The following is a 26,908-nucleotide window of genomic DNA, read 5'->3' on the forward strand; positions in this document are numbered from 1 at the left end:
GCAGGATGACGCATCAGGTTTGTATGGTCACGGGTGCCGCGACCGGTATCGGCGCGGCGACCGCGCTGCGCTTCGCGGGCGCCGGCTGGGCGGTGGCGCTCGGCAATTTCGACGACAGCACGCGTGAAGCGGCCTTGGCCGTCGAAGCGCAATGCCGGCGGCTCGGCGCCGAGACGCTGATCTTCGACGCCGACGTCGGGTCCGACGTCGCTTGTGTGAAGGCCGTGGAGACGGTGGCGAAGCAATGGCAGCGCATCGACGCGCTGATCAACTGCGCGGGGACGACGCGTTTTATCCCGCACGGCGATCTCGCTTCCGTCGACGATATGGAGTTCGAGCGGGTGTATCGCGTGAACCTGATCGGCATGTTTCAGATGACGCGCGCCGCGGTGCCCGTGCTGCGCGAATCGTCGACACCGTCGCACAGCAGTTCGGTGATCAATATCTCGTCGCTGGCTTCGTTGAACGGCACGGGGTCTTCCATCGCCTATGCGGCTTCGAAGGGCGCCGTCAACACGCTGACGCTCTCGTTGGCCCGCAATCTGGCGCCGCATATTCGCGTGAATGCGCTGGCCCCAGGCATGGTGGACGACGGCTTGCCGCGCCGCGTGCTCGGTGAAGCGGCGTACGCGGAAATCGTCGACAGCATGACGGAGGTCGCACCGCTCAAGCGCGTCTCGCAGCCCGGCGAGATCGCGGACCTTGCGTGGTTCATCGCCGCGCATGCGCCGGCGATGACCGGCCAGGTGATCGCCGCGGAGAACGGCTTGCTGTTGAACGGTTGAAGCGACGACGCCACCCGCCCAGCACAACGCCCAATACATGCACAGGACCCACCATGAGCAATCTCCACAAACATCGCTCGCGTACCGTGACCGAAGGCATCACGCGCACGCCGCACCGCGCGTTCCTGCGCGCGACCGGCATGGACGACGCCGCAATCGATAAACCGTTCGTTGCGATCGTCGATACGTTCGGCGAAAACACACCGTGCTCGATGTCGCTCGCCGCGGTCTCCGACAACGTGCGGCTCGGCGTGGCGGCGGGCGGCGGCGTGCCGATTCGCGGCTCGGCGATTTCGGTGTCGGACGGGACGTCGATGAATCACTCCGGCATGCGCTTTAGCCTTGTGTCGCGCGAGATCATTGCGGACAGCGTCGAGGTGTTCGTGCGCGCGCATTGCTATGACGCGTTCGTCGGCGTGGCCGGTTGTGACAAGACGCTGCCCGGCATTTTGATGGGCATGGTGCGGGTGAACGTGCCCGGCGTGTTCCTGTTCGGCGGCGCGATGTTGCCGGGCATTGCGCCGGACGGCACACAGGCCACGATCCTGACCGCGATCGAAGCCGTCGGCGCCGCGCAACGCGGCGACATGTCGCTCGAGACGCTACGCGGCATCGAAAAGCGCTGCACGCCGGGCGCGGGTTCGTGCCCAGGCCAGTTCACCGCGAACACGATGGCGATGGTGGCCGAAACGCTCGGTCTTGCGCCGCTCGGTTCGGCGATGGTCCCGGCCGTGTATAGCGAGCGCATTGCGATTGCGCGCCGCGCCGGCGAAACGGTGATGAACACGCTAAAAAACGGCGGTCCGCTGCCGCGCGATCTGGTCACGCGCAAGAGTCTGGAGAACGCGTGCGCCGCGGTCGCGGCGACCGGCGGCTCGACCAATGCCGCGCTGCATATTCCGGCGATCGCGCATGAGGCGGGCATCCGCTTCACGCTCGACGACGTCTCCGAGGTGCTCGCGCGCACGCCGTTGATCGGCGATCTGCAGCCGGGCGGGCAGTATCTGGCGCTCGATCTTTATCACGTGGGCGGCGTGCCGGCCGTGTTGAATGCGTTGCTTGCCGGCGGTTTTCTGCACGGCGATACGCTGACGCAAACCGGCGAAACGCTCGAAGTCGCGTTGCAAGCGTTCGCGGGTCCGGATGGTCGAGTCGTGCGCGCGCATAACGAGCCATTGAGCGAGAACGCGGGGCTGGTTGTCCTGCGCGGCAACCTCGCGCCTGATGGCGCCTGTCTGAAGACGGCAGGGTTGAAGTCGCTGGTCTTCAGCGGCACCGCGCGCGTGTTCGAAACCGAAGAAGCGTGCATGTCGGTCGTCTCGAAGCGCACCTATCAGGAAGGCGACGTGCTGGTGATCCGCAACGAAGGGCCGAAGGGCGGTCCCGGCATGCGCGAGATGCTCAGCGTGACGGCGGCCCTCTACGGGCAAGGCATGGGCGAGAAAGTCGCGTTGCTGACCGACGGTCGTTTTTCCGGCGCGACGCGCGGCATGTGTATCGGCTATGTCGGACCGGAGGCGGCGGCCGGTGGGCCGATTCGTTTGCTGAAAGACGGCGACCGGATTCATATCGACGCGCACAAAGGCACGCTCGACGTCGAGCTGAGCGAAGCGGAACTCGCGCGCCGCAGCGCGGAGGCGGTGCCGTTCACGCGGGGGCGTCTGGGCGGTGTGCTGGAGAAATACGAAGCGTTGGTGCGGCCGGCGAATCTCGGCGCGGTGACCCATTCGGGCGCGGTCGAGTGGCCGTATGAGGCGTCCATCGGCGAGGATGAGGCATGAGCCATGGCGATTTGCCTGAGACGCCGCGCATCGGCTTCTGTGGAATCGGCAAGATGGGCGAGCCGATGGCCTGGCGGCTGCTTGCGGCAGGCCATGCGTTGCGGGTGTGGAACCGCTCGTCCGCGAAGTTGGCGCAGCTTGAGGCGCATGGCGCGGTAGTCGATGAATCGCCCAGGCAGTTGGCCGAGCACAGCGACGTCGCGATGCTGTGCCTCGGCGACGCCGATGCTGTCGAAGACGTCGTGTTCGGCGCTGAAGGACTCGCGCGGGCGGTCAACGCGCCGCGCTTTCTGATCGACCACTCGACCATCGCACCCATGCAGGCGCGACACTTCGCGCAGCGCTGGCATGAGATGACCGGCGGTGCATGGATTGACGCGCCCGTGTCGGGCGGCACGGCAGGCGCCGCAGCGGGCACGCTCGCGATCTTCTGCGGTGGCGGCGCGCCGGAGATCGCTGCGGTCGAACCGCTGTTGCGTGCTTATGCGTCGCGTGTGACGCGCATGGGCGCGAGCGGTGCCGGACAAGCGACCAAACTGGCCAATCAGGCGATCGTCGTGACGACCATTGCGGGTATTGCCGAAGCCTGCGTGCTCGCACAACGCGCGGGTATCGACGCCGCGTCGATGCCCGCCGCGTTGGGAGGCGGTTGGGCCGATTCGGTGCTGCTGCAAACCTTGCTGCCGCGCATGCTGACGCCGCCGTCGAATCCGTCGGGCACGATCAGGACCATGTTGAAGGATCTCGACGCCGTCGCGGAGTTGGCGCACGAGTCGCATGCGCCGCTGCGGGCAGTCGGCGAAGTGCGCAAGCTATTGCAGGAAGCGGTGGAGCAAGGACTCGGCGAAGAGGACATTTCGCAGATCGTCCGCGTTCTGCTCAAGCAGTCCATGAGAGAAATGTGAGCGGCAAGATCGAACCGCGCTTACCGGCCTGACAACACACGGCCCCACTTTCGCCAGGTCCACCGTCGTCGCGGTTCCTTACCTGGGTATGCAAATTACCCCAGCACCGCTAAAGGTGAGGGTTTGCGGGAGTAGCCGGTTCGACACCTCCCGCGCCACGCCCAGCATGCCTTTGCGCCCTGCCCCTAAGCTCGAAAGGTGAGGGTTTTCGGGAGTGGGGCAAACCGCACCTTGCGCCTAACCCCGACCGCTCCGAATCAAAGGTGAGGTTTTTCGGGAGCGTGTCTTGCCCATCGGCGCGCGGCTCGCGCGCAATCCCATACCACGTTCCAGATTGAAAGAGTTGGGAAGAAATTGCCAACCTTGGGGGTTGTTCCGCGTTTTGAGATGAGCCGCATACAGGGAAGATGGCGACGCGGACGACAAAGTCTGCGGCTTCGCTATACCTGCAAGCCGGACCCTGTCTCTGAAAAACGATCGTCTCCTGGAATCAGTTGGATGAGTCAGCATATTCTTTTCGTTGGCGCCGATGCCGGCTTGACGGCCGTGGTGGGCGCATCGTTGCGCGGGCAAGGCTGCGGGGTCTCCGCACGTCCACCGGTCGTCGGTCTTAAGCACGTGGTCGAGATGGAGCGGCCGGCGTTGCTGGTGCTCGACATCTCCGCGCCGCATGGCGACGGGCTGGCGGTGTTGCGCGACCTTCGCCTGAGCGGTAACGACGTGCCGGTGATTCTGCTGTCGACGGGCAGCAAGGCGATCGATCGGGTAATCGGCCTCGAACTGGGCGCCGACGATTTCATGAGCAAGCCCGCCGATCCCGCCGAACTGCTCGCCCGTATCCGCGTGCTGTTGCGACGGCGCGGCGCGCTCGCGCCAGGCGCGCCGGAAACGCGGCCGCCTTATCGCTTCGGCCGCTGCGAGCTGAACTTCTCCGCGCGCGAGTTGCATCGCGATAACGAGCGCTTCGCGCTGCGCAGTTCCGAGTTCGCGTTGCTGAAGATCTTCGTCAATCACGCGATGACCGTGCTGACGCGCATGCAGCTCAACGAGCAGCTACGCGGCAGCAGCGTGGTGCATCAAGGGCGCAGTCTCGATGTGTCGATCTGGCGGTTGCGCCGGCTGATCGAGATGGATCCTTCCGAACCGCGTTACGTGCAGACGGTGTGGGGACGCGGTTATGTGTTCGTGCCGCACGGCGAGATCGGTGCGGCCGAGCGCGGCGCAATGGTCGCGCCCGGCGTGTGACGTGGGTGTCTGGTCCGCGATTTGGCGTTAGCGGCGCCCGAATCCGCTCAAAGGTGAGTGTTTTCGGGAGCGCTGACGGCGTGCGTCAAACCGGCTTCGCGATCTCGCGAATGTCGGCCACCGGCGTTTCGCCGAAGCTGTCGCCGAGTGCGTAATCGAGCAACTGGGTTGCGCATTGTTCCGGCGTCGCGAGCTGTCCGTTGCGCTTGAGGTCTTCGAATTTTTCACGCAGCGGGAACTGCTCGGTGCCGCTTCCACGAATCTCCGCCTGCATATTCGTATCGATCACGCCCGGCGCCAGGCTGCAGATGCGCAGCGCGCGATTCGCGTCGAGTGCGACGGCGCGCGCGTGATGATCAAGCGCGGCCTTGGTCGCGCAGTAGATGCTCCAGCCAGGATACGCATTGCGTGCCGCGCCGCTCGAGATATGGACGATACGCCGGTCGACGGCGTCGGCGCTGGCGGCGGCGAGCGCGCTCGCCAGCATCAGCGGCGTGGCGACGTTCAGGCTCACCGCGGTGGCAATTGCGGCGGGATCCTGTCCTTCGATCGGTCCGATGGGCTGCACCATGCCCGCGTTGTTGATCAGCAGCACCGTTTGCGCGCCCTTGAGAAACGCATGCAGCGCGTCGGTCGCGATCCATTGCGCGACGCGCGCGGGGTCGTCCAACGTCAATTCGATCTCTTCGAGCTGCGTGGGAAAGCGCGTCTTGAGCGTGGCGTGACGCGAGCGGGACAGGCCCAGCACGGCGACGTCGCGCGCGAGCAGTTGCTCGGCAAGCGCGGCGCCCAGGCCGCGTGTGTGGCCGGTGACGATCGCGCGAATCGGAGAAGAGGGAGTCATGTCGTTCCTTGGGATCGGTGGCTTGGGGAGGCGGCTATTTTCTCACGCGGGTTTCATGCGCGCTGAGCGGCGCGGCTTCAGCGCCGGGTTCGACCGACGCGCTCAACTGGAACGGAAGCGCTCGCGATACTGCATGGGCGTCGCGCCGATTCGTTTGGTGAAGACGATCCGCATCCGGTCGGCGGTGCCGAAGCCGCAGTCGTAGGCGATTGCCTTGAGCGCCGCGCCGCTGCTTTCGAGCAGTTTGCGCGCCGCATCCACACGCGCACGTTCGACGAATTCGTGCGGCGTCACCTGCGTCTCCTGCACGAACACGCGTGCGAAGTTGCGTGCGCTCATGCCCGCGACGTCCGCCAGTTGCTTCACCGTGAAGCTCTCGCGAATCCGCTCCATGACGTGCGCCTGGACCTTGGCAACCGGCGAGGTTTCGTCGGCCGGGGCGGTGAGATACGGACTGAATTGCGACTGGCCGCCCTGACGCTGCGCGAACACGACCAGTCGTTTGGCGACGGCCAGCGCGGTGTGCGGACCGTGATCTTCGGCGACCAACGCGAGCGACAGATCGATGCCGGCCGTTACGCCTGCCGACGTGACGAGTGGTCCATCGCGCAGATAGATGCGGTCGAAGTCGACGCGCGCCTTCGGAAACTGCGCCGCCAGTTGTGCGGCGTGCTGCCAGTGCGTGGTGACGTTGCAGTCATCGAGCAAACCGGCGTGGCCTAGCGCGAATGCACCGGTGCAGATCGAGCCGTAACGGTCGCATTGCGTGGCGACGCTCGTTAGCCATTCCAGCATGCGGTCATCTAGCGCCTCGCTGTCCGGCAGCGCCGGGCCGCCTGCGATCAACGCCAGATCGAACGGGCGGCGCGCTTCGTCGAAAGTCGTGTCGGCGACGAGCGTCATGCCGTTGGACGCGCGCAGCGGCGCTGCCTCGGCACTGATCAGCTTGACCTCGTAGCGCGCGGCCGGCGCAATGAAGCGGTTGGCTTCGGAAAACACGTCGACGGGTCCAGCGACGTCGAGCGCCTGGACGCCGGGAAAGATCGCGATCGCGACGGTAGACATCGAAAGACTTCCTTTGACGATGGACGGCATCCGCTAGTCGCGGCGGTCAGCGTGATGCGGTGGGCACAGCGCGTGTGGCAGAGTTTAATTCGACTGATGCCCCGAGGTCACGCACATGCACGCACAGGCACGCGCATCCGCATGGCGCGTGTTCCAACCAAGACATCGCACCTGTTTCCGCATCTGGCGTCAGAATAGCCGGATCGCACAACCACGCGGCGCCCCGTCATGGCCATCAAAAACCTTCTGCGAAGGCTCGACCTCACCACGCTTCACCTCTTTCTCGCGGTCTACGAGGAAGGCACGCTGACGCGTGCCGCCGAGCGGGAAGCGATCGCCGTCTCCGCCGCCAGCAAGCGTCTGCTCGAACTCGAACAGACGATCGGCGCGACGCTGTTTCAACGCAACGCGCGCGGCATGACGCTCACGCCGGCGGGTGAAACGCTGCTGCACCACGCGCGTCGCGTGATGCGCGACATCGAGAATATCGGCATCGAACTGGCTGGTCATGCAAGCGGCGTACGCGGCTATGTGCGGATGATGGCCAATCTGTCGGCGATCGTCGAATTTCTGCCTGAGGACTTGCGCGCGTTTCAGTTGCAGCACGAGCGCGTCAAACTCGACCTGGAAGAGCGGCCGAGCGGCGGCGTGGTCGAAGCCGTCGACGATAGCCTCGCGGATCTCGGCATCTGTTCCGGCGAGGCCGATACGCGCGATCTGCACGTCGCGCATTATCGGCACGACTCGCTGATCCTCGTGATGCGCGACGATCATCCGCTGGCGGGACGCGCCAGCGTGGCCTTCGCCGAAACGCTGGACGGCGATCACGTCGGCCTGCATGCGGCGAGTTCGATCAACGCGCGCACCCATCTGGCCGCGCGTCAGGCGGGCAAGGCGTTGCGGCTGCGCATCCACGTGCCGGGCTTCGATGCGGTGTGCCGCATGGTGCAAGCGGGTATGGGCGTCGGCGTTCTGCCGCTCAAGGTGTATCAACTGATGGGCCGCCCGCTCGGTCTGATCGGCGCGCCGCTCGAAGACGAGTGGTCCGAGCGCAGCCTGATCCTGGTGGTGCGCGACGTCGAGGCGCTGTCGCCGGTGAGTCGCCTGCTGTTCGACCATCTGCGTTCGATCGAAGCCGCCGAGGCCTCGACTACCCAGTCCACCCCCAACACCCCGCCAGCCGCCGCCTGACGCCGAGCGTTCGCCGTTCGCGAACGGTCGTTGCCGAATGGCGGTTGGACGCCGCCGTCGCGCCGCTTCTAAGCTGTCTCCCAACACGAAACCCACTTCGGAGACAGCAACATGAGTGGACCTCTTCAGGGTATCCGCGTCGTCGAGATCGGAACCCTCATCGCCGCGCCATTCGCCGCGCGCCTCATGGCCGAATTCGGCGCCGACGTCATCAAGATCGAAGCGCCCAACACCGGCGACCCCCTTCGAAAATGGCGCAAGCTGCACGAGGGCACTTCGCTCTGGTGGTATCTGCAGTCGCGCAACAAAAAGTCTATCTGCGTGAATCTGAAGTCGACGGACGGTGTCGAGATTGTCAAACGGCTCGCCGCCGACGCCGACGTCGTGATCGAAAACCTCCGTCCAGGCGCGCTCGAAAAGCTCGGCCTCGGCTGGGACGTGCTGCACGCCATCAACCCGAAACTGACGATGGTCCGCATTTCCGGCTACGGCCAGTCCGGTCCTTATCGCGACCGGCCGGGCTTCGGCGCGATCGGCGAAGCGATGGGCGGTATTCGCTACACGACCGGCGAAGTGGACGGCGCGCCGGCGCGCGTCGGCGTGAGTCTCGGCGATTCGCTCGCTTCGCTGCACGGCGTGATCGGCGCGCTGATGTCGCTGCTGCGCGTGAAGACGGGGCAGGGCGAAGGCCAGGTGGTGGATGTGTCGCTGGTCGAAAGCGTGTTCAATCTGATGGAAAGCCTCGTGCCCGAATACGATCTGCTCGGACATGTGCGCGAGCGCAGCGGCGGCGCGTTGCCGGGCATTGCGCCGTCGAACACCTATCGCACGGAAGACGAAGGCTATGTGGTGATCGCCGGCAACAGCGATCCGATTTTCAAGCGCCTGATGCAATTGATCGGTCGCGCCGATCTCGCCGACGACCCCGCTCTGGCACATAACGACGGCCGCGCGAAACACAGCGCGATGCTCGATCAGGTCATCACCGCGTGGACCTCGTGCCACGCCACCGAGGACGTGCTGGCCGCGCTCGAACGCGCCGAAGTGCCGGCGGGCCGGATCTATTCCGTGGCCGACATCGTCGCCGATCCGCACTACCAGGCGCGCGAGATGTTGTTGCCGGCGCAACTACCCGGCGGTGTCACGGTGAAGATGCCGGGGATCGTGCCGAAGCTGTCGGATACGCCGGGCGAAGTGCGCTGGCAAGGGCCGGCGCTCGGCGAGCATACCGGCAGCGTCCTGACTCAACTTGGATTCAGCAACGAAGATATCGCGCGCTTGCGCGGTGAAGGAGTCGTGCAATGAGTGCCATCCCATTCGACAAACTGATCGTGCAGGAAGTGGCGCCGCGCGACGGCTTGCAGATCGAACCCACCTGGGTCGAGACCGCCGACAAGATCGCGCTGATCGACGCGCTTTCCACCGCGGGCTTCACACGCATCGAGGCAGGTTCGTTCGTCTCGCCGAAAGCGATTCCGGCGTTGCGCGACGGCGAAGCGGTGTTCCAGCAAATCGCGCGGCAACCGGGCGTGATCTACGTTGCGCTCGTGCCGAATCTGAAGGGCGCCGAACGCGCGCTGGCTTCGCGCGCCGATGAGCTGAACCTGGTGATGTCGGCGAGTCAGACGCACAACCGCGCCAATATGCGGATGAGTTGCGAGTCGTCGCTCGCGGCGTTCGGCGACATCGTGCGGCAGGTGAAGGGCTCGGGCGTGTTGCTGAATGCGTCCGTGGCGACGGCGTTCGGTTGTCCGTTCGAAGGCAAGATCGACGAAGACCGCGTGATCGCGATTGTCGACGCGTATCGCGAGATGGGCATCGAGGGCATCACGCTGGCGGATACGACCGGCATGGCGAATCCACGCCAGGTCGCACGGATCGTCACGCGGGTACTTGAGCGGTTGCCGGCCGCCGCGCTCACGCTGCACTTTCACAACACGCGTGGTCTCGGTCTCGCCAATGTGTTGGCGGCGTACGAAGCCGGCGCGCGCCGCTTCGACGCTGCGTTAGGCGGCCTGGGCGGCTGTCCGTTCGCGCCGGGCGCGTCCGGCAATATCTGCACGGAAGATCTCGTGAACCTGTGCGACGAAATGGGCATTCCCACCGGGATCGATCTGGAGAAGTTGCTGACCTTGTCGCGCGGATTGCCTGCGTTGCTCGGCCACGACATGCCGGGACAACTGGCAAAGGCCGGCCGCAATCGCGACCTGCATCCCGTGCCGGACTACGTTCTACACATCTGACATTCCCTAACCGATTACACGATCGGACGGCATCGCCGAATCCGGCATTGGAGACACGCATGAGCGACCTGGGCGCAGTGGCTGCCGGCAGCCGTGAGCACAACGCGGACGACGCCGCGGCGATCATCCGCAAAGTAGCCTGGCGGCTGATGCCGCTGATCATGATCTGCTATCTGTTCGCGTTCTTCGACCGCATCAATATCAGTTTCGCGAAGTTCCAGTTGCAAAGCGATCTCGGTTTGTCCGACACCGCGTACGGTCTCGGCGCGAGTCTGTTCGTGATCGGCTATGTGCTGTTCGAAGTGCCGAGCAATCTGTTTCTGTACAAGGTCGGCGCACGGCGCTGGATCGCGCGGATCATGATCTCGTGGGGCCTGGCGACGGCGGCGATGGTGTTCGTCAATAACGAATGGCAGTTCTACGGACTGCGGTTTGTGATCGGCGCGATGGAAGCGGGTTTTGCGCCGGGCGTGCTGTACTACCTGACGCTGTGGTTTCCGCCGAGTCATCGCGGACGCATTACGTCGATGCTGTTTCTGGCGTCCGCGTTTTCGGGTCTGGTCGGCGCGCCGTTGGCGGGTCTGGTGATCGGGCATATGAACGGCGTGCTCGGTATGCCGGGCTGGCACTGGCTGTTTCTGCTCGGCGGCTTGCCGTGCATCGTGCTGGGGTATCTCGTGTTGAAGGTGCTGAAAGACCGGATCGACGACGCCGACTGGTTGTCGTCGACGGAGAAATCTTTTCTGACGGCGCAGATTGCGCAGCAAAGCCGTCATCCCGAGACCGGACATTCGTTTCTCGGTGCGATCAGAACGCCGGGCTTTCTGACGCTGGGTCTGGTCTATTTCCTGATTCAGGTGGCGTCGTACGGATTGAACTTCTGGGCGCCGCATTTGATTCGCGTGGCGGGGACCCACAACCCCACCGTGATTGGCTTGCTGACGGCGGTGCCCTATGTGTGCGGCGCCATCTGCATGGTGGTCGTCGGACGCCTGTCCGATACGAGCGGCGAGCGGCGCAAGTTCGTTTGCGGCTTGCTGGTGATGTCGGCGATCGGCTTTTTCGCGGCGGGTTACTTCGATAAGCAGACCGCTTTGCTGGTCGTCGCGTTGGCGGTGATGGGCGCGGGCGTGGTGGCGTCGATCCCGGCGTTCTGGGCGCTGCCGCCCAAGCTCGTGACCGGCGCCGGCGCGGCCGGCGGGATCGCGCTGATCAATACGCTCGGACAGCTTGGCGGGATCGTGAGTCCGGTCATGGTGGGGCGAGTGCGGGATCTGACCGGCAGCACGACGCCGGCGCTTTACGTGATCGGTGCGATGAGTCTGGTTTGCGCGCTGATCGTGTTGTACGGCTTGCCTGAGTCGTTGCGACAGAAGGATGCCGCGAGATGAGCGGCATCGCGTAGCTGAAGCATCCTTCGAATAATTTTTTGCGAGGTACGTCATTTCCAGTCAGCGGCGGCGACTAAGTCCACGAAACATCCGGACGATCGTACATGGCGGCCAGCCCCGGATGTTGCATTGCCGGGTACGGCATGGGCAGTGGATCGACCGCTGCCCGGTACGTCCAGGCGTTTGAACGTCGCTGCGTGGCCCGCTATCGAAGCGCGGCCACCGGCCTGAAACTGGAGATGACATGAAATCGATCCGAGCCGCCATGATGTGCTGCCTGTTGCCGCTTGCGTTTGCCGCGGGTTCCGCGCAGGCACAGGGAATCGGGCACGCCGGTATGTATCTGATGCCGCCGAACTACAGCATGATGATGGATAAGCTGACGCCTGAGCAGCGCACGCAAGCCATCGGCATTCAGCAAAAAATGATGCAGATGGAAATGGAGTATCAGGACAACGTGGCCCAGATGGAGATGAAGCACACCCACGACATGATGCAGATGCAAAGCCAATTGCTCGACATCTTCAAGGGTCACTGAACGTCAACGCAGTTCTTTCGGGGCGCGCGCGGTGAAGGTGCCGCGCGCGCAACCGTCATCCTTTGCCGTGTGTCGCGGCTATTTCCTGCAAATCCAGATCGTGTTCGAGAACGCTCAGGAGTTCGTCGTGAATCAAGCCCGTTCGGTGCAGACGTAGCAATTCGACGCGCGCTGCGGCAACCGCGGCTAATACCACGTCATAGTGCGCGGCCCGGACGTCCGGCGGATAAGCAGTTTCGCTTTGATACGCCTCGGTCATGCTCGCACGATAGGTGTACTGCTCCAGCAGCCGTGGATGAATCACGCTGCCATCCGGCCCATGCGCGAGCGGTAGAACCGCGGCGAGTTGCGCCGCTTCGAGCCTGGCCCATGCCTGCGGTTCGCTCAGATGGCGGGCGTTCTGCTCGTCCTCGTGATCCGGATTGATCCAGTGGATCAATGGACCGATCGTCGTGCCTTGACCTAACACCGTCACGAGAATGACCGCGAAGGACGCGACCAGAATCAGATCGCGTCCGGGCATGGCTTCAGGCAGCGACAGCGCGATAGCCAGTGTGACTACGCCTCGCATGCCGGCCCAACTGGTGACGGTAGCCGAGCGCCAGTCGGGCGTGCTGCCTTCGCGCCGTGCCCATTTGCAGATCCGCGCCTTCAACCATTCCGTCGTGAAGACCCACGCGAAACGCGACAGCACGACCGCCGCCAGTACTGCGCCGACCGCCGGCGCCAGCGCGGCGAGCGTGTCGCCGACGCCGCCCAGCCGCGCGATCACGCCGCGCAGCGAGAGGCCGATCAGAATGAAGACCAGCGCTTCCATCAGAAAGATCACGACTTGCCAGAAGGCCGTGCCGCGCATCCGGACGGCGGCCGAGAAGACCTCGTGCTGATACCAGCCGAGCATCATCCCGCAGCTCACGGTCGCGATGACACCGGACACGCCCAGCATGTCGCCGGCGATGTAGCTGATCCATGGCGAGAGTATCGATGCGGTGATGATCAGGTAGCCGTCGTCGAGAAGCCGCAGCAGCCTGACGACGACAAAGCCGATCACGACGCCGACGGCGACGCCACCAAGCGCCAGCACGGCGAAGTGCCCCGCCGCTGCTTGCGCGCTGAACGCGCCGGTCAATGCGGCGGTCACGGCGATGCGGAATAGCACGATGCCGGCGGCGTCGTTGAGGAGGCTTTCGCCTTCGAGCAGCACCATCAGGCGGCGCGGCAGCGCGACGCGTTCCAGCACGGCTTTCGCGGCGACGGCGTCGGGCGGCGAGACGACCGCGCCCAGCGCGAAGCAGGCGCCCCATGGCAACGCGGGCACGACCCAATGCACCACCAGGCCCACTACGAGCGTGGTGAAGGCGACTGCGCCGATTGCGAGCAGCAGGATGCCGCCGAGATTGCGTTTGAACTCGTCCCATACCGAGAAGTACGCGCCATCCATGAGAAGCGGCGGCAGGAACACGATCAGGATTAGTTCGGGATCGAGATTGAAGGTCGGCAGCCCGGGCACGAAGGCCATCGCGGCGCCGCCGACCAGCAGCGCGGCGGCGGGCGGGAGACGCAGCCGCTTGGCGAGCAGTTCGAGACCGATGATCGCGACGAGCGACAGCAAGACGAGTTTGAAGCCCATGACGGAAGACATGCGCGGCCTCGGTAGATGGCGGGGAGTTACTTTTTATCACAGGGGCGGGCGGATCCCGTTGCTTGTGAGTGAGCGGCGGGGGATTGGTTTGTTGCTTCAATGAGTTGGGTGGGATGTGCTCAGGTTGTCCACAGGCTTATGGACAAAATGTGGGGATAAGGTTGGGGGGCAGAAGCGGCGCACGATGCGTCGGCAAGATGTGTCTGTACGACGAAGGGGATGGGGCATTTCGTCAGGGGATGACAGGCCGATGAGTGATTTCCCAGGTCCGATGTAGGCGTCGCGGGAGGCGCTCCGTCATAGATGAAATGACAGCAAGGGTTGGAGAATTTTCGGGTTTTTTCGTCGCTCGGTGCCTTATAGCGTGCTTGTTCTTCGAACAGGTACAACGGATGAGGACGACGGTGAAAAACGATAGCGTTACTGAGGGGCCGGTCTGATCGTATTTCCGCTGCTGACGGTCGCCTCCGGCGCGAATGCCGTCGACTGTCTCACGCTTTCCGCCCAGTTCGGTGCAAGGCCGGGTTCGAAAACGTGTCGCCAACTGCATGAGTCAATGCAAATCAGACTACGACTGCTAGAGAGATGATTTTGGACAAAGAAATCGACAAGGAAACGGCCGCTTACGTAAGTAGGCAACTGCTAGACGCCTTCAATTCTGTGGAGAACGCCATAAGAATAGTTCAGGAAAAATGCTCGAAAACGGAGTTTGAGGGCTTTCGTTCGGAGGCTGGAAGAGTCGCAGGTGGGCTATACCTTCTTCTTGAACCGCTATGGAGAGCTTACCCAGATCTTGCGCCAGAAGGTCTGGTGATGACACAGCCAAAGAAGAACAAAAATAGGCGGGGAGCTGACCGTAACGACTAGGAATTGCGAAGTGGCGGCAGCACTCAGCGGACGCTTTAAGCGCTCATCGAGAGTGCGGTAATACTCGTCAAGACGATTTAGGGAAGCAGAAACAGATCGCTATGGGCTGACCGACGCATCGATTTGCACAAGCGTATTTGCGTCAATGGCTTGGCGCTGTTTCAAGGGTGTTGTCCACAGCCTTGCCAACAAATTCTGTGGACAACTGGAGGAACATGTTCGGAGTCTTGGACAAGATACCCGCGAGGCGCCTATTTGAGCGTCGTCGAGCCTGCAATGACGCGTGATGCTTACGCATGAGCCGCCAGGCGATATCTCTGCCGCATCAACCACTTACCCGCCATGTCAGACCGTTATCCACAGCCTTGCGAACAATTTACGTGGACAAGTTAAGTTTTCAAGTCCAGCTACAGCGTCGGCGTACCCACCAACGCCGACCCCAAACACCGCTTCACCACCCTAAGCCTTAAACGTCGACGCCGACACATCTTCCCGCGACTGCACCTGCAAAACCGCATCCCGCTTATCAAGCAAGTGCTGCCGAAGAATCGCGCTGAGCTTCTTGCCGTCGCGCGCTTCAAGCGCCTTCAGCATCTCGTCATGGTCATGAATCGCGCTATCCCACTTCGGGATCTGGAAATTCGACCGGAACCGGAGCGCCTGCAAACGACGGTTCACCGCGACGTAAGTCTGTCGCAGCGCTGAATTTCTGGCCGCCTCATTGATCTTGTCGTGAATCGCCTGATTGCGGCTGTAGTACCCGGCCAGATCGTTCTGCGTGCGGCACGCGAGCATCGCGTAATGCAGCGCCTTGATCTCGGCCAGCTCGGCCGCCGTCATGCGCTCCGCCGCCAGCTCGCCGGAAAACGCTTCGAGACCGCTCATCAGTTCGAAGGTCTCGCGCAACTCCGCCTCCGACATCTTCGATACCGACGCGCCCCGGTTCGGCTCGATCTCGATCAAGCCCTCCGCCGCCAGCACCTTCAGCGCCTCGCGCAACGGCGTGCGCGAAATGCCGAGCGTCTCGCACAACTCGCGCTCATTCAGTTTCTTGCCCGGCTCGAGCACCCCTTCGACGATAAACCGGCGAATGTGCTCAACCACCGTGTCGTGCAACCGCTGCCGCTCGACCTTCGGCATCAGCGGGGAAGCGCCCACACCCGCATCGAAATCCGAATTTTGCATACAAAAGCCCTCACATCGTGTTACGTCGGATTTTATCGGAAGCGCACCGATTAGTTAAGAGCGGGGGTAAACACCGGTCCAAAATGTCAAATTTCGTCTTGGGGGTGTCACGGATCGTCTGATATAGTTTTTTGCATGCAAAATTCAATCGGAGGAGCCCAATGCTCAAATTAGACTTTCACCCCGCTGGCCGTCACTTTCTGCAGATCCCGGGTCCGAGCCCGGTGCCCGACCGCATCCTCCGGGCGATGAGCTACCCGACCATCGATCACCGCGGCCCCGAATTCGGCGAACTAGGTCTGCAGGTGCTCGACGGCATCAAGAAGATCTTCAAGACGCAGCAGCCGGTGGTGATTTATCCGGCTTCGGGCACGGGCGCCTGGGAAGCGGCGCTGTCCAACACGTTGAGCCCCGGCGACCACGTGCTGATGTTCGAAACCGGCCACTTCGCGACGCTGTGGAAAAAGATGGCCGAAAGCCTCGGCCTGAAGCCGGAGTTTCTCGGACTGCCGGGTATCGAAGGTTGGCGACGCGGGGTTCAGCCGCAGATGATCGAAGAGCGTCTGCGCGCCGACACCCAGCACACCATCAAGGCGGTGTGCGTGGTGCACAACGAAACGTCGACGGGCGTCACGTCGGATATCGCTGCCGTGCGTCGCGCAATCGATGCCGCGGGTCACCCGGCGCTGCTGCTGGTCGACACGATCTCGGGCCTTGCGTGTGCCGATTACCGTCACGACGAATGGGGCGTCGACGTCACCGTGTCCGGTTCGCAAAAGGGTTTGATGCTGCCGCCGGGCATCAGCTTCAACGCGATCTCGCCGAAAGCGATTGCCGCCAGCAAGCAGGCGAAGCTGCCGCGCAGCTTCTGGGATTGGGCCGACATCGTCGAAATGAACAAGGCGGGCTACTGGCCGTACACGCCGAATACGAACCTGCTTTACGGGCTCTCCGAAGCGCTCGACATGATTCTCGGCGAAGGGCTCGACAACGTGTTCGCCCGTCACGAGCGTCTCGCCGAAGCGACCCGTCGCGCAGTGCGTGCGTGGGGCCTGGAGATTCAGTGCGCCGATCCGTCGGTCTATAGCCCGGTGCTGACCGGCGTGATGATGCCCGACGGCATCGATGCCGACGTGGTGCGCAAGGTTATCTACGAACGCTTCGACATGTCGCTCGGCACGGGTCTCGGCAAGATGAAAGGCCGCATGTTCCGCATCGGCCATCTGGGCGACTGCAACGACCTGATGTTGCTGGCCACGTTGGCCGGCTGCGAAATGGGTCTGCGGCTCGCGGGTGTGCCGCTCAAGGAAAGCGGCCTGCCTGCCGCTATGGAGTGGTTGAGCCAGCCGACGAAGGCGTCGGGTTTGAAGGCGGCAGCCTAAGCCGCCCCAGACGCGCGGCCGCCAGGCAATTTGCCCAGCGGCCGCGCAAAAAAAGCAACAAGCAATCGACAACACCAGCACCAGGCAACTCGCAGCCGGGGAAGGCGGGAGCACTTCCCTCACCAAGCCGCGCTGAGACGCGGCCCGAACAACATGCGATGGTCCCGCCTCAGCCTACGCCGCTGACGGGAAACGACGCAGCGCGCCATTTCAGGCGTGCCGTCGACACATGCAATGGAGAGAGACGATGAAGCGGTTTCGTGTGACCAGTGCGAGCGGTATCGTTCTAGTGATGCTATGCATCATGTACTTCATCACCTACCTCGACCGGGTGAACGTCAGCACGGCGGCTGCGGGTTTCGGCAAGGAATTCAACCTTTCGCATACGGAAGTCGGCCTCGTGTTCTCGGCCTTTGCGTATCCGTATCTGATCTTTCAGATTATCGGCGGTTGGGTCAGCGATCGCTTCGGCGCGAAACGCACGCTGCTGTTTTGCGGCGCCGTGTGGGGCATCGCGACCCTGCTGACCGGTTTTGCCGGTGGTCTGGTCTCGCTGCTGGCCGCGCGCGTGTTGCTCGGCTTTGGTGAGGGCGCAACCTTTCCCGCCGCGACTTCCGCCATGGCGCGTTGGGTCGCGAAAGAGAAACGCGGCTTCGCGCAGGGCATCACGCATGCGGCGTCGCGGATCGGCAATGCGGTGGCGCCCGGCCTGATCGTGCTCGTCATGGCAACGTGGGGCTGGCGCGAATCGTTCTATATCTGCGGTGTGTTCAGCCTGTTGTGGGTCGCCGTGTGGGCCTTCACGTTCACCGAGCATCCGAAAGATCATCCGCGTATCACGACCGAAGAACTCGACATTCTGCCCGCGCCGAAGCCGAAAGCCGCCAGCGTGCCGTGGGGCAAACTGTTCCGCCGCATGTGGCCGGTCACGATCGTGTACTTCTGCTACGGCTGGACCTTGTGGCTGTTCCTGAGCTGGATTCCGCAGTACTTTCTGCATAGCTATCACCTGCAACTGTCGAAGTCGGCGATCTTCGCTTCGGTGGTGTTTTTCGCCGGTGTGCTCGGCGATACGCTCGGCGGCATCGTGACCGACTGGATTTTCAAGCGCACAGGTAGTCTGAAGCGCGCCCGTAGCTGGATGGTGTCGGTCTGCATGTTCTTCTGCCTGCTCTCGCTGATCCCGCTGATGTTTACGCACGACCTGTATCTGTCGATGGCCTGTCTCGCGTCCGGCTTCTTCTTCGCTGAAATGACGATCGGTCCGATGTGGGCGATCCCGATGGACATCGCGCCGGAATTCTCCGGCACCGCGAGCGGCATGATGAACACCGGCTCGGCACTGGCCGCGATCATCTCGCCGGTGGCGGGCGGTTTCCTGATCGACTACTTCGGAAGCTGGGAGTTGCCGTTCGTCGGCAGCATGCTGTTGATGGCGATCGGCGTGGTGCTCGCGTTCCGCATGCAGCCCGAGAGCAAATTCGCAGCCAATCCGGCGGACAACGGGCAGGTGCCCACCCGTCTGGGCGCGTAACCAGCCGACGACACGACGCCGTTTTCTCTCCTCGCTTCAAGCACGATATGACGACATCACTTAGCCGGCGTCTCGCCGACGCACGCCGGAACCACACCACGCTCGACGCGCTGTCGCCAGAGCTTATCCCCGCCGACGCCGAGGCGGCCTACGCGATCCAGCACGAGATGCTGGACGCAAGCGGCGCACGGATCGGCGGCTGGAAGATCGGCGCGAAGTCGGATAGCGGTCCGATCCAGGGCGCGCCGCTGCCCGCCGTCGATATGCATGCCGACGGCGCGCGGCTGGCGCGTGCGGATTTCACGCCGTTGGGCCTCGAACTGGAAGTGGCGTTTCGCTTCGGCCGTCGCTTCGACGCTTCCACCACGCCGTATAGCGAAGCGGAAGTGCGCGCGGGCATCGGCTCGATCGGCGCGACGATCGAAATCGTTTCAAGCCGCTACGCGGCGTGGCCCGACATCGACAAGCTCGCGCAACTCGCGGACTTGCAGAACAACGGCGCGTTGATCGTCGGCGAGTTCACGCCGTATCGCGAGGACTTTCCGTTCGTGGCGCCGTCGCTGCGTTTCAGTTTCGACGCTCACGACGTGGTTCAGACAACACCCGCCAACCCCGCCGGCGATCCGCGGCGTTTGCTGACGTGGCTCGTCAATCACGCGACGTCGCGTGGTATTGCCGTGACGCCGGACATGGTCATCACCGCGGGCTCCTATACCGGTATGTTTTTTCCGCAGAACGCGGGCACCGCGAGCGGACGCATTGAAGGCCTCGCGCCGCTCAGCCTGACGCTGTACTAGCTAGCCCGTTTTTCCAAAGGCAGACGATATGACGAACCCCACCTCCGCTTTGCTCGTCAAGCCGATTCATCTGGTCCCCTCTGCCGCACGCCTGACGACGCCGCTCGCGCAGCACCTGCGCAAGTCGTTGCGCGGCGACGTGTTGTTCGATCTGGCGAGCCGCGGCCGTTACGCAACCGATGCGTCGATCTATCAGATCACGCCGATCGGCGTGGTCGTGCCGCGCGATCAGGACGATCTGCGCATCGCGCTGGAAATCGCCCGTAGCGAGAAAGTGCCGCTGCTCGCGCGCGGCGCGGGGACGAGCCAATGCGGCCAGACCGTCGGCGAAGCGCTCGTGATCGACACGACCAAGTGGCTCAACAACATTGTCGATTTCGATGCCGACGCGCGCACGGTCACCGTTGAACCGGGCGTCGTGCTGGACCATCTGAATGCGTGGCTCAAGCCGCACGGTCTGTGGTTTCCGGTCGACGTCTCGACGGCCGCGCAATGCACGATCGGCGGCATGGCCGGCAATAATTCGTGCGGCTCGCGCTCGATCGAATACGGCAACATGGTGCACAACGTCGAGGCGATCGACGCGATTCTCGCCGACGGTAGCGAAGCGCATTTCGCGTCGTTGCACGACGCGCCGCAAGGCGCGCGCTTGCAGCAGATACTCGACGGCGTGACGCGGATCGCCCAGCGCGAACGCGACGAAATCGTCGCGCAGGTGCCGAAGGTGTTGCGCCGCGTGGCGGGCTACAACATCGATCTGTTCGATTGCCAGAACCCGCGCACCTATACCGACGACGGTTTCGCGAACCTCGCGCATCTGCTGGTCGGCTCGGAAGGCACGCTCGCGTTCAGCCGGCAGTTGACGCTCAAGCTCGTGCCGCTGCCCATGCATAAGATGCTTGGCGTGGTCAACTTCCCAACGTTCTGGCAGGCCATGGACCTGACCCAGCACATCGTCAAGCTGAAGCCGGTCGCGGTGGAGCTGGTCGATCGCACCATGATCGATCTGGCGATGAGCAACCCTGCGTTCCGGCCGGTGATCGGCAAAGCGCTGGTCGGCGAGCCGCAGGCGATCCTGCTGGTGGAATTCGCGGGCGAGGATCGCGACGCGCAATGCGCGTCGCTCAAACAGCTCACGGAACTGATGGCCGATCTGGGCTTGCCCGATTCGGTGGTGGAGATGCCGGACGCGAACGAACAGAAAGCGTTGTGGGAGGTCCGCAAAGCCGGGCTGAATATCATGATGAGCATGAAGGGCGACGGCAAGCCGGTGTCGTTCATCGAAGATTGCGCGGTGCCACTCGAGCATCTGGCCGAGTACACGAGCCGTCTAACTGAAGTGTTCCATCGTTACGGCACCGAAGGCACCTGGTACGCGCACGCGAGCGTCGGCACGCTACACGTGCGGCCGATTCTCGACATGCGACGCGACGGCGCGGTGAAAATGCGCGCGATTGCCGAAGAAGCGGCGGCGCTGGTGCGCGAATACAAGGGCGCCTATTCGGGCGAACACGGCGACGGTCTGTGCCGCGGCGAATGGGTGGCGTGGCAATACGGACCGCGTCTGAACCAGGCGTTCAGCGAGATCAAGACGCTGTTCGATCCGGATAACCGCTTCAATCCCGACAAGATCGTGCGTCCGCCGAAGATGGACGACACGCGTAATTTCCGCTTTGCGCCTGGCTACCAGGAACAGCGGATCGACACCGCGCTCGACTGGTCGGCGTGGAATGTCGAACGCGATCCGCTCACGGGTCAGGAAACCTCGCCGGGAACCGGCAACGATCTGTCCGGCGGTCTCGCGAAAGCCGTGGAGATGTGCAACAACAACGGCCATTGCCGCAAGTTCGACGCGGGCACCATGTGCCCGAGTTATCGCGTGACGAAAGACGAACAGCACGTCACCCGTGGACGCGCGAACACCTTGCGTCTCGCGATTTCGGGGCAACTCGGCGAAGCGGGTTTGGCGAGCGACGACGTCAAGGACACGCTCGATCTCTGCGTGTCGTGCAAGGGCTGCAAGCGCGATTGCCCGACCGGCGTCGACATGGCGAAGTTCAAGATCGAAGCACGGGCGGCGCGCGTCAAACGGCACGGGCTCCGACTTCGCGACAAGCTGGTCGCCTTCATGCCGCACTATGCCGGGGCGGCGAGCCGCATGCCGGGTTTGATGGCCTTGGCCGACAACGTGCCGGTGCTATCGGCGTGGTTCAAGCGCGCCGTGGGTTTTGCGCCTGAGCGGAGTTTGCCGCGCTTCAGGAAATCGTTTCTGTCGAACGCAGTGGCGGCCAAACCGCCCAAAGGCGGCGCGTTGAAAGAGGTGCTGTTGTTCGTCGATACGTTCAACAACAATATGGAGCCGGACAACGCGCGCGCCGCTCAGCGAGTGCTGGAAGCCGCCGGCTACACGGTGCATTTCAATATGCGCCAGGGCGAACGGCCGGTGTGTTGCGGCCGCACCTTCCTCGCGGCGGGTTTGGTCGATCAGGCGAAGCAGGAAGCGCGGCGCATGCTCGATCTGTTCAAGCCGTTCGTGGAGCGGGGCGTGCCGATTATCGGTCTGGAACCGTCGTGCTTGCTGTCGTTGCGCGACGAGTTTCTGCACTACGGTTTCGGCGAAGAGGCGCGGCAATTGTCGAAGCAGGCGTTTCTATTCGAAGAGTTTCTGGTGCGCGAGGAAAAGGCTGGGCGTTTGCAACTCGCGTTGAAGCCGTTGGCCACGTCGCAGGCGCTGGTGCATGGCCACTGCCATCAGAAGGCCTTCGACGCGTTCACGCCGGTGCAAACCGTGTTGAAGTGGATTCCCGAGCTGAAGGTATCGACGGTGGAATCGTCATGCTGCGGGATGGCGGGCAGCTTCGGCTACGAAGTCGAGCATTACGCGACCTCGCTGGCTATGGCGGAATTGTCGTTGCTGCCGGCGGTGCGCAAGATCGACGCCAATACGGTGATGGTGGCCGACGGCACGAGTTGTCGGCATCAGATCCACGACGGCGCGGGCGTCGACGCGATCCATGTGGCGCGCGTGCTGGCAATGGCGTTGAAATAACGCTGAAGCTAACGCTAGATCGAGGAGGCAAGCCGCCTCGCGTTTCAGGCGGCGACAGCCTGCCGATACGCGGACGGCGCCACGCCGACGCTCTCGCGAAAGCGATGGCTGAAATGGCTGGCGTTCGCGTAGCCGCATTGTTCGGCGACTTGCGCGAGCGGCAGCGCGGTGGTGCGCAGCAGCGTGCGGGCACGTTCGAGCCGCTGTTGCGCGATCCATGCGGCGGGCGGCAAACCGAACGACGTGCGGAACATCCGCGCGAGATGGAATTCGGAAAGCGCCGCGACGCCGGCGAGTTCGCCAAGCGTGAGCGTCTGCGCAAGATGACTTTCGATGTAGTCGCGCAAGCGTCGGCGAGTCGCCACCGACAAACCGCCTTTAAGCGCCGTGTCGGTGCGACGCACGCCTTGCGCACGCAGCAGCAGACTCAACACCTGGTGCGCGGTTTCGTTGGTGCGCAGCAGGCCGTCGGGGTCTTGCCAGTCTTCATTGGCGAGTGCCTGACACAGACTGGCGATACGCGCGTCTTCGAAATAGGTGCGATCGGCGAGCGTCAGTTCGCGCGGCTCGCGATCGAGCTCCTGAACGGCGCGCTGCGTGAAGTGTTCCGGCAGGAAGTACAGATGCATGAAGTGCATGTGACCACGCACCCACCAACGCGATTCATGATCGCCGGGCAGGGTGCAGAGTCGCGACGGCGCGCCGTAATGGCCCGGCATTTTCTGCCGCTCGGTGCGGTACCCGCCATCCAGATAGCAGGACAACGTGTGATGGCCGGGCTGGTCGTAGACGGTCTCGGCCTCTTTCGTTTCGCGCGTCCAGACGGCGACGGCGAGCCGGTCGCCGAGCCACGCGAAGCGATCCAGATTGGCGTTGGAGCTGCCCAGCGTGTGACACACCGATTGAAGGCCGAACGGCGTTTCGATGGGATTCAACTCGGCGGCGGGCGGTCTGGCGTTCACGGAATAGGCGGAATACTTCTAAAAGCGGGCTGAGCGCCAGTATACGGGGATGCTTGCGCCGCCGCTGACCACCACGAAAAAGTGCGCAATCCTGGACAAGTGCGGCGCGCCGCGCGGGGGCATAGTCGGGCTTCCGACATTGTTGCTGCAGGCTTGACCATGAATCTGGCGCTTTATGCCGTTACCGTATTGATCTGGGGCACCACCTGGATCGCCATCAAATGGCAACTGGGGTCGGTGCCGCCGCCGGTTTCGATCGCGTGGCGTTTCTGGATCGCCGCGCTGGTGCTGTTCGCGTTGCTTCGCATCATGCGCCGGCCGATCTGGCCGCCGCGCGCCGCGTGGCGATTCCTCGTCGCGCAAGGACTGGCGCTGTTCTGCGTCAACTTTCTGTGCTTCTACTACGCCGAACAGGTCGTGCCGAGTGGGCTCGTGGCCGTGGTGTTTTCCACCGCGCCGCTGTTGAACTCGATCAATGGGCGTCTGTTCATGGGCCGGCCGCTGCAACCCACGGCGATTGCGGGGGCGATGCTGGGGCTCGTCGGCATTGTGTGTCTGTTCGTTCAGCAGATGGCGGGACATCTCGGCGATCACACCGCGTGGCTGGGACTCGGCATCGCGTTCCTCGGCACCCTGTGTTTTTCGGCCGGCAATCTGCTGTCGAGCCGCATGCAATCGATGGGTCTGCATCCGTTCGCCACCAATAGCTGGGCGATGATGATCGGCGCCAGTGTGTTGACCGTGGGCAGCGCGCTGGGCGGCTTGTCGTTTGCGGTCGACCCGTCCGTGCGTTATCTCGGCGCGCTCGGTTATCTGGCGATCTTCGGCTCGGTGATCGGCTTTACCGCTTATCTGATGCTGGTCGGCCGCATGGGCCCCGAACGGGCGGCCTACTGCACGGTGCTGTTCCCGATCGTGGCGCTGGCGGTGTCGACGGTATTCGAGGGCTACCAATGGTCCGCGCTCGCCGTGGTCGGACTGCTGCTCGTGGTGGCCGGCAATCTGGTGGCGTTCGATCTGACGCGACGCATTTTCATGCGACGGACGCGCGCTTCCTGAACGTTGCGTTTTCTTGGTTTACCCGACGGCGGCGAATTAATCCGCCGCCGTCCACTCCGGCCGTCTTCCCAACGTGTCGAACAGTTCGAGGATCGTCGCCTTGACCTTCTGCACGGCGTTGCTCAACAACGCCGTGTCGTGCCAGCACAGCGACAGGTCGCGCGAAAACAGCCGGTGATCGACTTTGGCGAGCTTCAGTTTGTGTTCGTCGAGTTCGACATGCGCGGCGGTCCACGGCAGGATCGTGACGCCGAGCCTGGCCATCACCGCCGCGAACAGCAGCGCGGTCGAGCTGGCCTCGAACAGAATCTCGCACGGCTGGCCGGCCTCGCGCAGCGCCCACTCCACGCGGCTGCGTATCGTATTCGGCGCGCTCGGCAGGATCAGCGGCATGCGCGCCAACTCGGCGATCGGCACCGGCTCGTCCGGCATCTGAAACTCCGGCCATGCGATCAGATAAAGCGCCTCGCTGAGCAGCTTTTGCGACGCGACGCCGCGTGTTTCGACCGCATCGACCACCACCGCCAATTCCACGCGTCCGCCGCCGATCAGGTTGGCGAGATCCGCGCTCGGTGCTTCGATCAATTCCAGCGCGATGCCCGGATAGCGGTCGCGAATCGTCCGCGCGAGCGGAATCGCGACCATGCGCGCCGTGCTCGACGGCATCGCCACCGATACCTTGCCTTGCGGTAGCTCGGCATCCTGACGCAGCAGTTCACGGGTGCTGTCGGCTTGCCGCAGCAATTCGATCGCGTGGCGGTAGAGTGTCTGCCCCGCAGCGGTCGGCGCGACGCCCTGCACGCTGCGTTCGAGCAGTTGCATACCGAGATCGGCTTCGAGGTTGCGCATCTGCTGGCTGATCGCCGGCTGCGCGATATGCAGCGCCTCGCCGGCACGCGTGACGTTGCCGCATTCCACCACCTTGACGAAATACCTTAGCTGTCGCAGATCCATGCGCGTCGCTCGCTCCCTCTTCCCATAAGAAAATCCGATCGAACAAGAGAAATATCATATTTTTCGATTATCGGATGCGTTCTTATACTCGAACCACAAAAAACCGAAGCGTGTCCGTCCCCATGGTGCGATGCCGCTTCAAACGGAGACAAGCATGTCCAAAGTGATCGCTGCATCGACGCCGGCGCTCAAGCCTCGGCGCACGCCCCTAAGCCGCGAGCAGATCGGCGGTTTCTGGGCCGTTTACTCGGGATGGGTGCTGGACGGCGTGGATTCCGTCATCTACGCGCTGGTGCTGATCCCGGCGCTGACCGAGCTGCTGCCCGCCTCGGGCATTGCCGCCACGCCGGGCAACCTCGGCATGTATGGCTCGATTCTGTTCGCGCTGTTTCTGATCGGCTGGGGGCTGTCGTTCATCTGGGGGCCGCTTGCCGACCGCTTCGGGCGCGTGAAAACGCTGGCCGCGAGCATCCTCATTTACTCGGTATTCACCGGCGCGGCGGCGTTCGCGCACAACGTGTGGGAGCTGGCCGCGTTCCGGCTGATTGCCGGCATTGGCGTGGGTGGCGAATGGGCGTTGGCTGGTACCTATGTGGCTGAGAGCTGGCCGGAGGATCGTCGCAAGATGGGCGCGGGATATCTGCAGACGGGTTACTACGTGGGCTTCTTCCTTGCCGCGTTGCTGAACTACACGGTCGGCGCAACGTACGGTTGGCGCGCGATGTTTCTGTGCGGTCTCGCACCCGCGTTGCTCGCTATTTTCACGGTGCTCAGGGTCAAGGAGCCGGGACAGTGGCGCAAGGCGGCCCACGGTGTCGGCCAGACGAGCGCGCCGTCGATGCCGGTTCGCCGTCCACTGCTGGAGATTTTCGCGCCGGCGTATCTGCGTCGCACGCTGACTAGCGCGAGTCTGGTGGGCGTCGCGATCATCGGCCTGTGGGCGGGTTCGGTCTACGAGGCGAGCGCTGTCGTGACGCTCGCGACGCGCGCCGGTATCGACCGGATCGGCGCGGTGCATCTCGCGTCGATTGGGGCGGCGGTGCTGGCGGTGGGGACGATTCTCGGCTGTCTTGTGGCGCCGTGGCTCGCCGAGCGCGTGGGCCGACGGCTCGCGCTCGGCGCGTATTTCGCCGGCATGGCGGTGTCGATCGTGTTCGCGTTCGGCTGGGTCTTCTATCTGCCGAACGGTCTCAACCTGTTCATGGGCTCACTGCTGTTCCTCGGGTTTTTCGGCGGCAACTTCGCGATCTTTTCGCTGTGGTTGCCGGAGCAATACCCGACGCGAATTCGCGCCACGGCGTTCGCGTTCAACGCGTCGGTGGGGCGCCTGCTTGGCGCGGGCGTCAACTTCCTGCTGGCCGCCGCGATTCACTGGCACGGCTCGCTCGGCTTGCCGATCGCGTGGACCGCGGCGGCCTTCGTGATCGGGCTGTTGATCTTGCCGTTCGCGGTTGAAACGCGTCATCAGACGTTGCCGGAATAGCGTGCT

The 26,908-nt window shown here is 63.6% G+C and carries 21 protein-coding genes; 15 read left to right on the forward strand and 6 right to left on the reverse strand.

Going from position 1 to position 26,908, the window contains the following annotated elements:
* The first annotated feature begins 5 nt into the window (after positions 1-5).
* The 4 genes from GGD40_RS28685 to GGD40_RS28700 all read left to right on the forward strand — a co-directional run bounded on the left by GGD40_RS28685 (position 6) and on the right by GGD40_RS28700 (position 4,716).
* Complete coding sequence (locus GGD40_RS28685; protein WP_179745933.1) at positions 6-785, forward strand: SDR family NAD(P)-dependent oxidoreductase; 780 nt, start codon at positions 6-8, stop codon at positions 783-785.
* Between the two features lie 53 nt (positions 786-838).
* Positions 839-2,566, forward strand: a complete 1,728-nt coding sequence (gene ilvD, locus GGD40_RS28690; RefSeq protein WP_179745934.1) for a dihydroxy-acid dehydratase — start codon at positions 839-841, stop codon at positions 2,564-2,566.
* Positions 2,563-3,471, forward strand: a complete 909-nt coding sequence (locus tag GGD40_RS28695; RefSeq protein ID WP_179745935.1) for an NAD(P)-dependent oxidoreductase — start codon at positions 2,563-2,565, stop codon at positions 3,469-3,471. The genes ilvD and GGD40_RS28695 overlap by 4 nt, the downstream gene beginning before the upstream one ends.
* A 498-nt stretch (positions 3,472-3,969) precedes the next feature.
* Positions 3,970-4,716 (forward strand): winged helix-turn-helix domain-containing protein, encoded by a 747-nt coding sequence (locus tag GGD40_RS28700; protein ID WP_179711139.1) that lies wholly within the window; start codon positions 3,970-3,972, stop codon positions 4,714-4,716.
* Between the two features lie 85 nt (positions 4,717-4,801).
* Here GGD40_RS28700 and GGD40_RS28705 read toward each other — a convergent pair whose 3' ends face one another.
* Positions 4,802-5,560 (reverse strand): SDR family oxidoreductase, encoded by a 759-nt coding sequence (locus GGD40_RS28705; protein WP_179745936.1) that lies wholly within the window; start codon positions 5,558-5,560, stop codon positions 4,802-4,804.
* 102 nt (positions 5,561-5,662) lie between these two features.
* Positions 5,663-6,625, reverse strand: a complete 963-nt coding sequence (locus GGD40_RS28710) for a GlxA family transcriptional regulator (RefSeq protein ID WP_179711136.1) — start codon at positions 6,623-6,625, stop codon at positions 5,663-5,665.
* 228 nt (positions 6,626-6,853) lie between these two features.
* Here GGD40_RS28710 and GGD40_RS28715 point away from each other — a divergent pair, with 228 nt between their 5' ends.
* The 5 genes from GGD40_RS28715 to GGD40_RS28735 all read left to right on the forward strand — a co-directional run bounded on the left by GGD40_RS28715 (position 6,854) and on the right by GGD40_RS28735 (position 11,988).
* Entirely contained in the window at positions 6,854-7,816 is a 963-nt protein-coding gene (locus tag GGD40_RS28715) for a LysR family transcriptional regulator (protein WP_179745937.1), read from the forward strand.
* 111 nt (positions 7,817-7,927) lie between these two features.
* Positions 7,928-9,121 carry a CaiB/BaiF CoA transferase family protein gene (locus tag GGD40_RS28720; RefSeq protein WP_179745938.1) on the forward strand — a complete coding sequence of 398 codons (1,194 nt, stop codon included), beginning with the start codon at positions 7,928-7,930 and terminating at the stop codon, positions 9,119-9,121.
* On the forward strand, positions 9,118-10,059 hold the full coding sequence (locus GGD40_RS28725) for a hydroxymethylglutaryl-CoA lyase (RefSeq protein WP_179745939.1): 942 nt from the start codon (positions 9,118-9,120) through the stop codon (positions 10,057-10,059). Before GGD40_RS28720 ends, GGD40_RS28725 begins: the two co-directional genes overlap by 4 nt.
* 59 nt (positions 10,060-10,118) lie before the next feature.
* Positions 10,119-11,450: an MFS transporter gene (locus GGD40_RS28730; protein ID WP_035560711.1), complete on the forward strand. Its 1,332-nt coding sequence runs from the start codon at positions 10,119-10,121 to the stop codon at positions 11,448-11,450.
* Between the two features lie 244 nt (positions 11,451-11,694).
* Positions 11,695-11,988, forward strand: coding sequence for a hypothetical protein (locus GGD40_RS28735; RefSeq protein WP_035560715.1), 294 nt, complete (start codon positions 11,695-11,697; stop codon positions 11,986-11,988).
* Between the two features lie 55 nt (positions 11,989-12,043).
* Here the strand turns inward: GGD40_RS28735 and GGD40_RS28740 are convergent, their stop codons facing one another.
* Together GGD40_RS28740 and GGD40_RS28745 are read right to left on the reverse strand one after the other, a co-directional pair.
* Positions 12,044-13,630 (reverse strand): Na+/H+ antiporter, encoded by a 1,587-nt coding sequence (locus GGD40_RS28740; RefSeq protein WP_179745940.1) that lies wholly within the window; start codon positions 13,628-13,630, stop codon positions 12,044-12,046.
* Positions 13,631-14,956: 1,326 nt separating this feature from the next.
* On the reverse strand, positions 14,957-15,682 hold the full coding sequence (locus tag GGD40_RS28745) for a GntR family transcriptional regulator (RefSeq protein ID WP_035560730.1): 726 nt from the start codon (positions 15,680-15,682) through the stop codon (positions 14,957-14,959).
* Between the two features lie 161 nt (positions 15,683-15,843).
* Between GGD40_RS28745 and GGD40_RS28750 the strand changes: the two genes are divergently transcribed.
* From GGD40_RS28750 to GGD40_RS28765, 4 genes are all read left to right on the forward strand, one after another.
* Positions 15,844-17,064, forward strand: coding sequence for a pyridoxal-phosphate-dependent aminotransferase family protein (locus tag GGD40_RS28750; protein ID WP_179745941.1), 1,221 nt, complete (start codon positions 15,844-15,846; stop codon positions 17,062-17,064).
* A 247-nt stretch (positions 17,065-17,311) separates the two neighbouring features.
* Positions 17,312-18,598: an MFS transporter gene (locus GGD40_RS28755; RefSeq protein ID WP_179745942.1), complete on the forward strand. Its 1,287-nt coding sequence runs from the start codon at positions 17,312-17,314 to the stop codon at positions 18,596-18,598.
* A 47-nt stretch (positions 18,599-18,645) separates the two neighbouring features.
* Entirely contained in the window at positions 18,646-19,395 is a 750-nt protein-coding gene (locus tag GGD40_RS28760; RefSeq protein ID WP_179745943.1) for a 2-keto-4-pentenoate hydratase, read from the forward strand.
* 28 nt (positions 19,396-19,423) lie between these two features.
* Positions 19,424-22,444, forward strand: coding sequence for an FAD-binding and (Fe-S)-binding domain-containing protein (locus GGD40_RS28765; protein WP_179745944.1), 3,021 nt, complete (start codon positions 19,424-19,426; stop codon positions 22,442-22,444).
* 44 nt (positions 22,445-22,488) lie between these two features.
* On the opposite strand, the gene GGD40_RS28770 is transcribed toward GGD40_RS28765, so the two are convergent.
* Positions 22,489-23,406, reverse strand: a complete 918-nt coding sequence (locus tag GGD40_RS28770; protein ID WP_179745945.1) for a helix-turn-helix domain-containing protein — start codon at positions 23,404-23,406, stop codon at positions 22,489-22,491.
* Between the two features lie 159 nt (positions 23,407-23,565).
* Between GGD40_RS28770 and GGD40_RS28775 the strand changes: the two genes are divergently transcribed.
* Positions 23,566-24,465: a DMT family transporter gene (locus GGD40_RS28775; RefSeq protein ID WP_179711113.1), complete on the forward strand. Its 900-nt coding sequence runs from the start codon at positions 23,566-23,568 to the stop codon at positions 24,463-24,465.
* A 36-nt stretch (positions 24,466-24,501) separates the two neighbouring features.
* Here the strand turns inward: GGD40_RS28775 and GGD40_RS28780 are convergent, their stop codons facing one another.
* Positions 24,502-25,419, reverse strand: a complete 918-nt coding sequence (locus GGD40_RS28780; RefSeq protein ID WP_179711111.1) for a LysR substrate-binding domain-containing protein — start codon at positions 25,417-25,419, stop codon at positions 24,502-24,504.
* A 154-nt stretch (positions 25,420-25,573) separates the two neighbouring features.
* On the opposite strand from GGD40_RS28780, the gene GGD40_RS28785 reads away from it, so the two are divergent.
* Positions 25,574-26,902 carry an MFS transporter gene (locus tag GGD40_RS28785; protein WP_179745946.1) on the forward strand — a complete coding sequence of 443 codons (1,329 nt, stop codon included), beginning with the start codon at positions 25,574-25,576 and terminating at the stop codon, positions 26,900-26,902.
* The last annotated feature ends 6 nt before the right edge of the window (positions 26,903-26,908 follow it).

The organism is Paraburkholderia bryophila (genome assembly GCF_013409255.1).
GTDB lineage: Bacteria > Pseudomonadota > Gammaproteobacteria > Burkholderiales > Burkholderiaceae > Paraburkholderia.

Coding starts and splice junctions, on each gene's coding strand:
- GGD40_RS28785 (WP_179745946.1), top strand. CDS start 25,574: ATGTCCAAAGTGATCGCTGCATCGACGCCGGCGCTCAAGCCTCGGCGC.
- GGD40_RS28780 (WP_179711111.1), bottom strand. CDS start 25,419: ATGGATCTGCGACAGCTAAGGTATTTCGTCAAGGTGGTGGAATGCGGC.
- GGD40_RS28755 (WP_179745942.1), top strand. CDS start 17,312: ATGAAGCGGTTTCGTGTGACCAGTGCGAGCGGTATCGTTCTAGTGATG.
- GGD40_RS28710 (WP_179711136.1), bottom strand. CDS start 6,625: ATGTCTACCGTCGCGATCGCGATCTTTCCCGGCGTCCAGGCGCTCGAC.
- GGD40_RS28750 (WP_179745941.1), top strand. CDS start 15,844: ATGCTCAAATTAGACTTTCACCCCGCTGGCCGTCACTTTCTGCAGATC.
- GGD40_RS28765 (WP_179745944.1), top strand. CDS start 19,424: ATGACGAACCCCACCTCCGCTTTGCTCGTCAAGCCGATTCATCTGGTC.
- GGD40_RS28695 (WP_179745935.1), top strand. CDS start 2,563: ATGAGCCATGGCGATTTGCCTGAGACGCCGCGCATCGGCTTCTGTGGA.
- ilvD (WP_179745934.1), top strand. CDS start 839: ATGAGCAATCTCCACAAACATCGCTCGCGTACCGTGACCGAAGGCATC.
- GGD40_RS28715 (WP_179745937.1), top strand. CDS start 6,854: ATGGCCATCAAAAACCTTCTGCGAAGGCTCGACCTCACCACGCTTCAC.
- GGD40_RS28740 (WP_179745940.1), bottom strand. CDS start 13,630: ATGTCTTCCGTCATGGGCTTCAAACTCGTCTTGCTGTCGCTCGTCGCG.
- GGD40_RS28725 (WP_179745939.1), top strand. CDS start 9,118: ATGAGTGCCATCCCATTCGACAAACTGATCGTGCAGGAAGTGGCGCCG.
- GGD40_RS28775 (WP_179711113.1), top strand. CDS start 23,566: ATGAATCTGGCGCTTTATGCCGTTACCGTATTGATCTGGGGCACCACC.
- GGD40_RS28735 (WP_035560715.1), top strand. CDS start 11,695: ATGAAATCGATCCGAGCCGCCATGATGTGCTGCCTGTTGCCGCTTGCG.
- GGD40_RS28720 (WP_179745938.1), top strand. CDS start 7,928: ATGAGTGGACCTCTTCAGGGTATCCGCGTCGTCGAGATCGGAACCCTC.
- GGD40_RS28705 (WP_179745936.1), bottom strand. CDS start 5,560: ATGACTCCCTCTTCTCCGATTCGCGCGATCGTCACCGGCCACACACGC.
- GGD40_RS28685 (WP_179745933.1), top strand. CDS start 6: ATGACGCATCAGGTTTGTATGGTCACGGGTGCCGCGACCGGTATCGGC.
- GGD40_RS28700 (WP_179711139.1), top strand. CDS start 3,970: ATGAGTCAGCATATTCTTTTCGTTGGCGCCGATGCCGGCTTGACGGCC.
- GGD40_RS28745 (WP_035560730.1), bottom strand. CDS start 15,682: ATGCAAAATTCGGATTTCGATGCGGGTGTGGGCGCTTCCCCGCTGATG.
- GGD40_RS28760 (WP_179745943.1), top strand. CDS start 18,646: ATGACGACATCACTTAGCCGGCGTCTCGCCGACGCACGCCGGAACCAC.
- GGD40_RS28730 (WP_035560711.1), top strand. CDS start 10,119: ATGAGCGACCTGGGCGCAGTGGCTGCCGGCAGCCGTGAGCACAACGCG.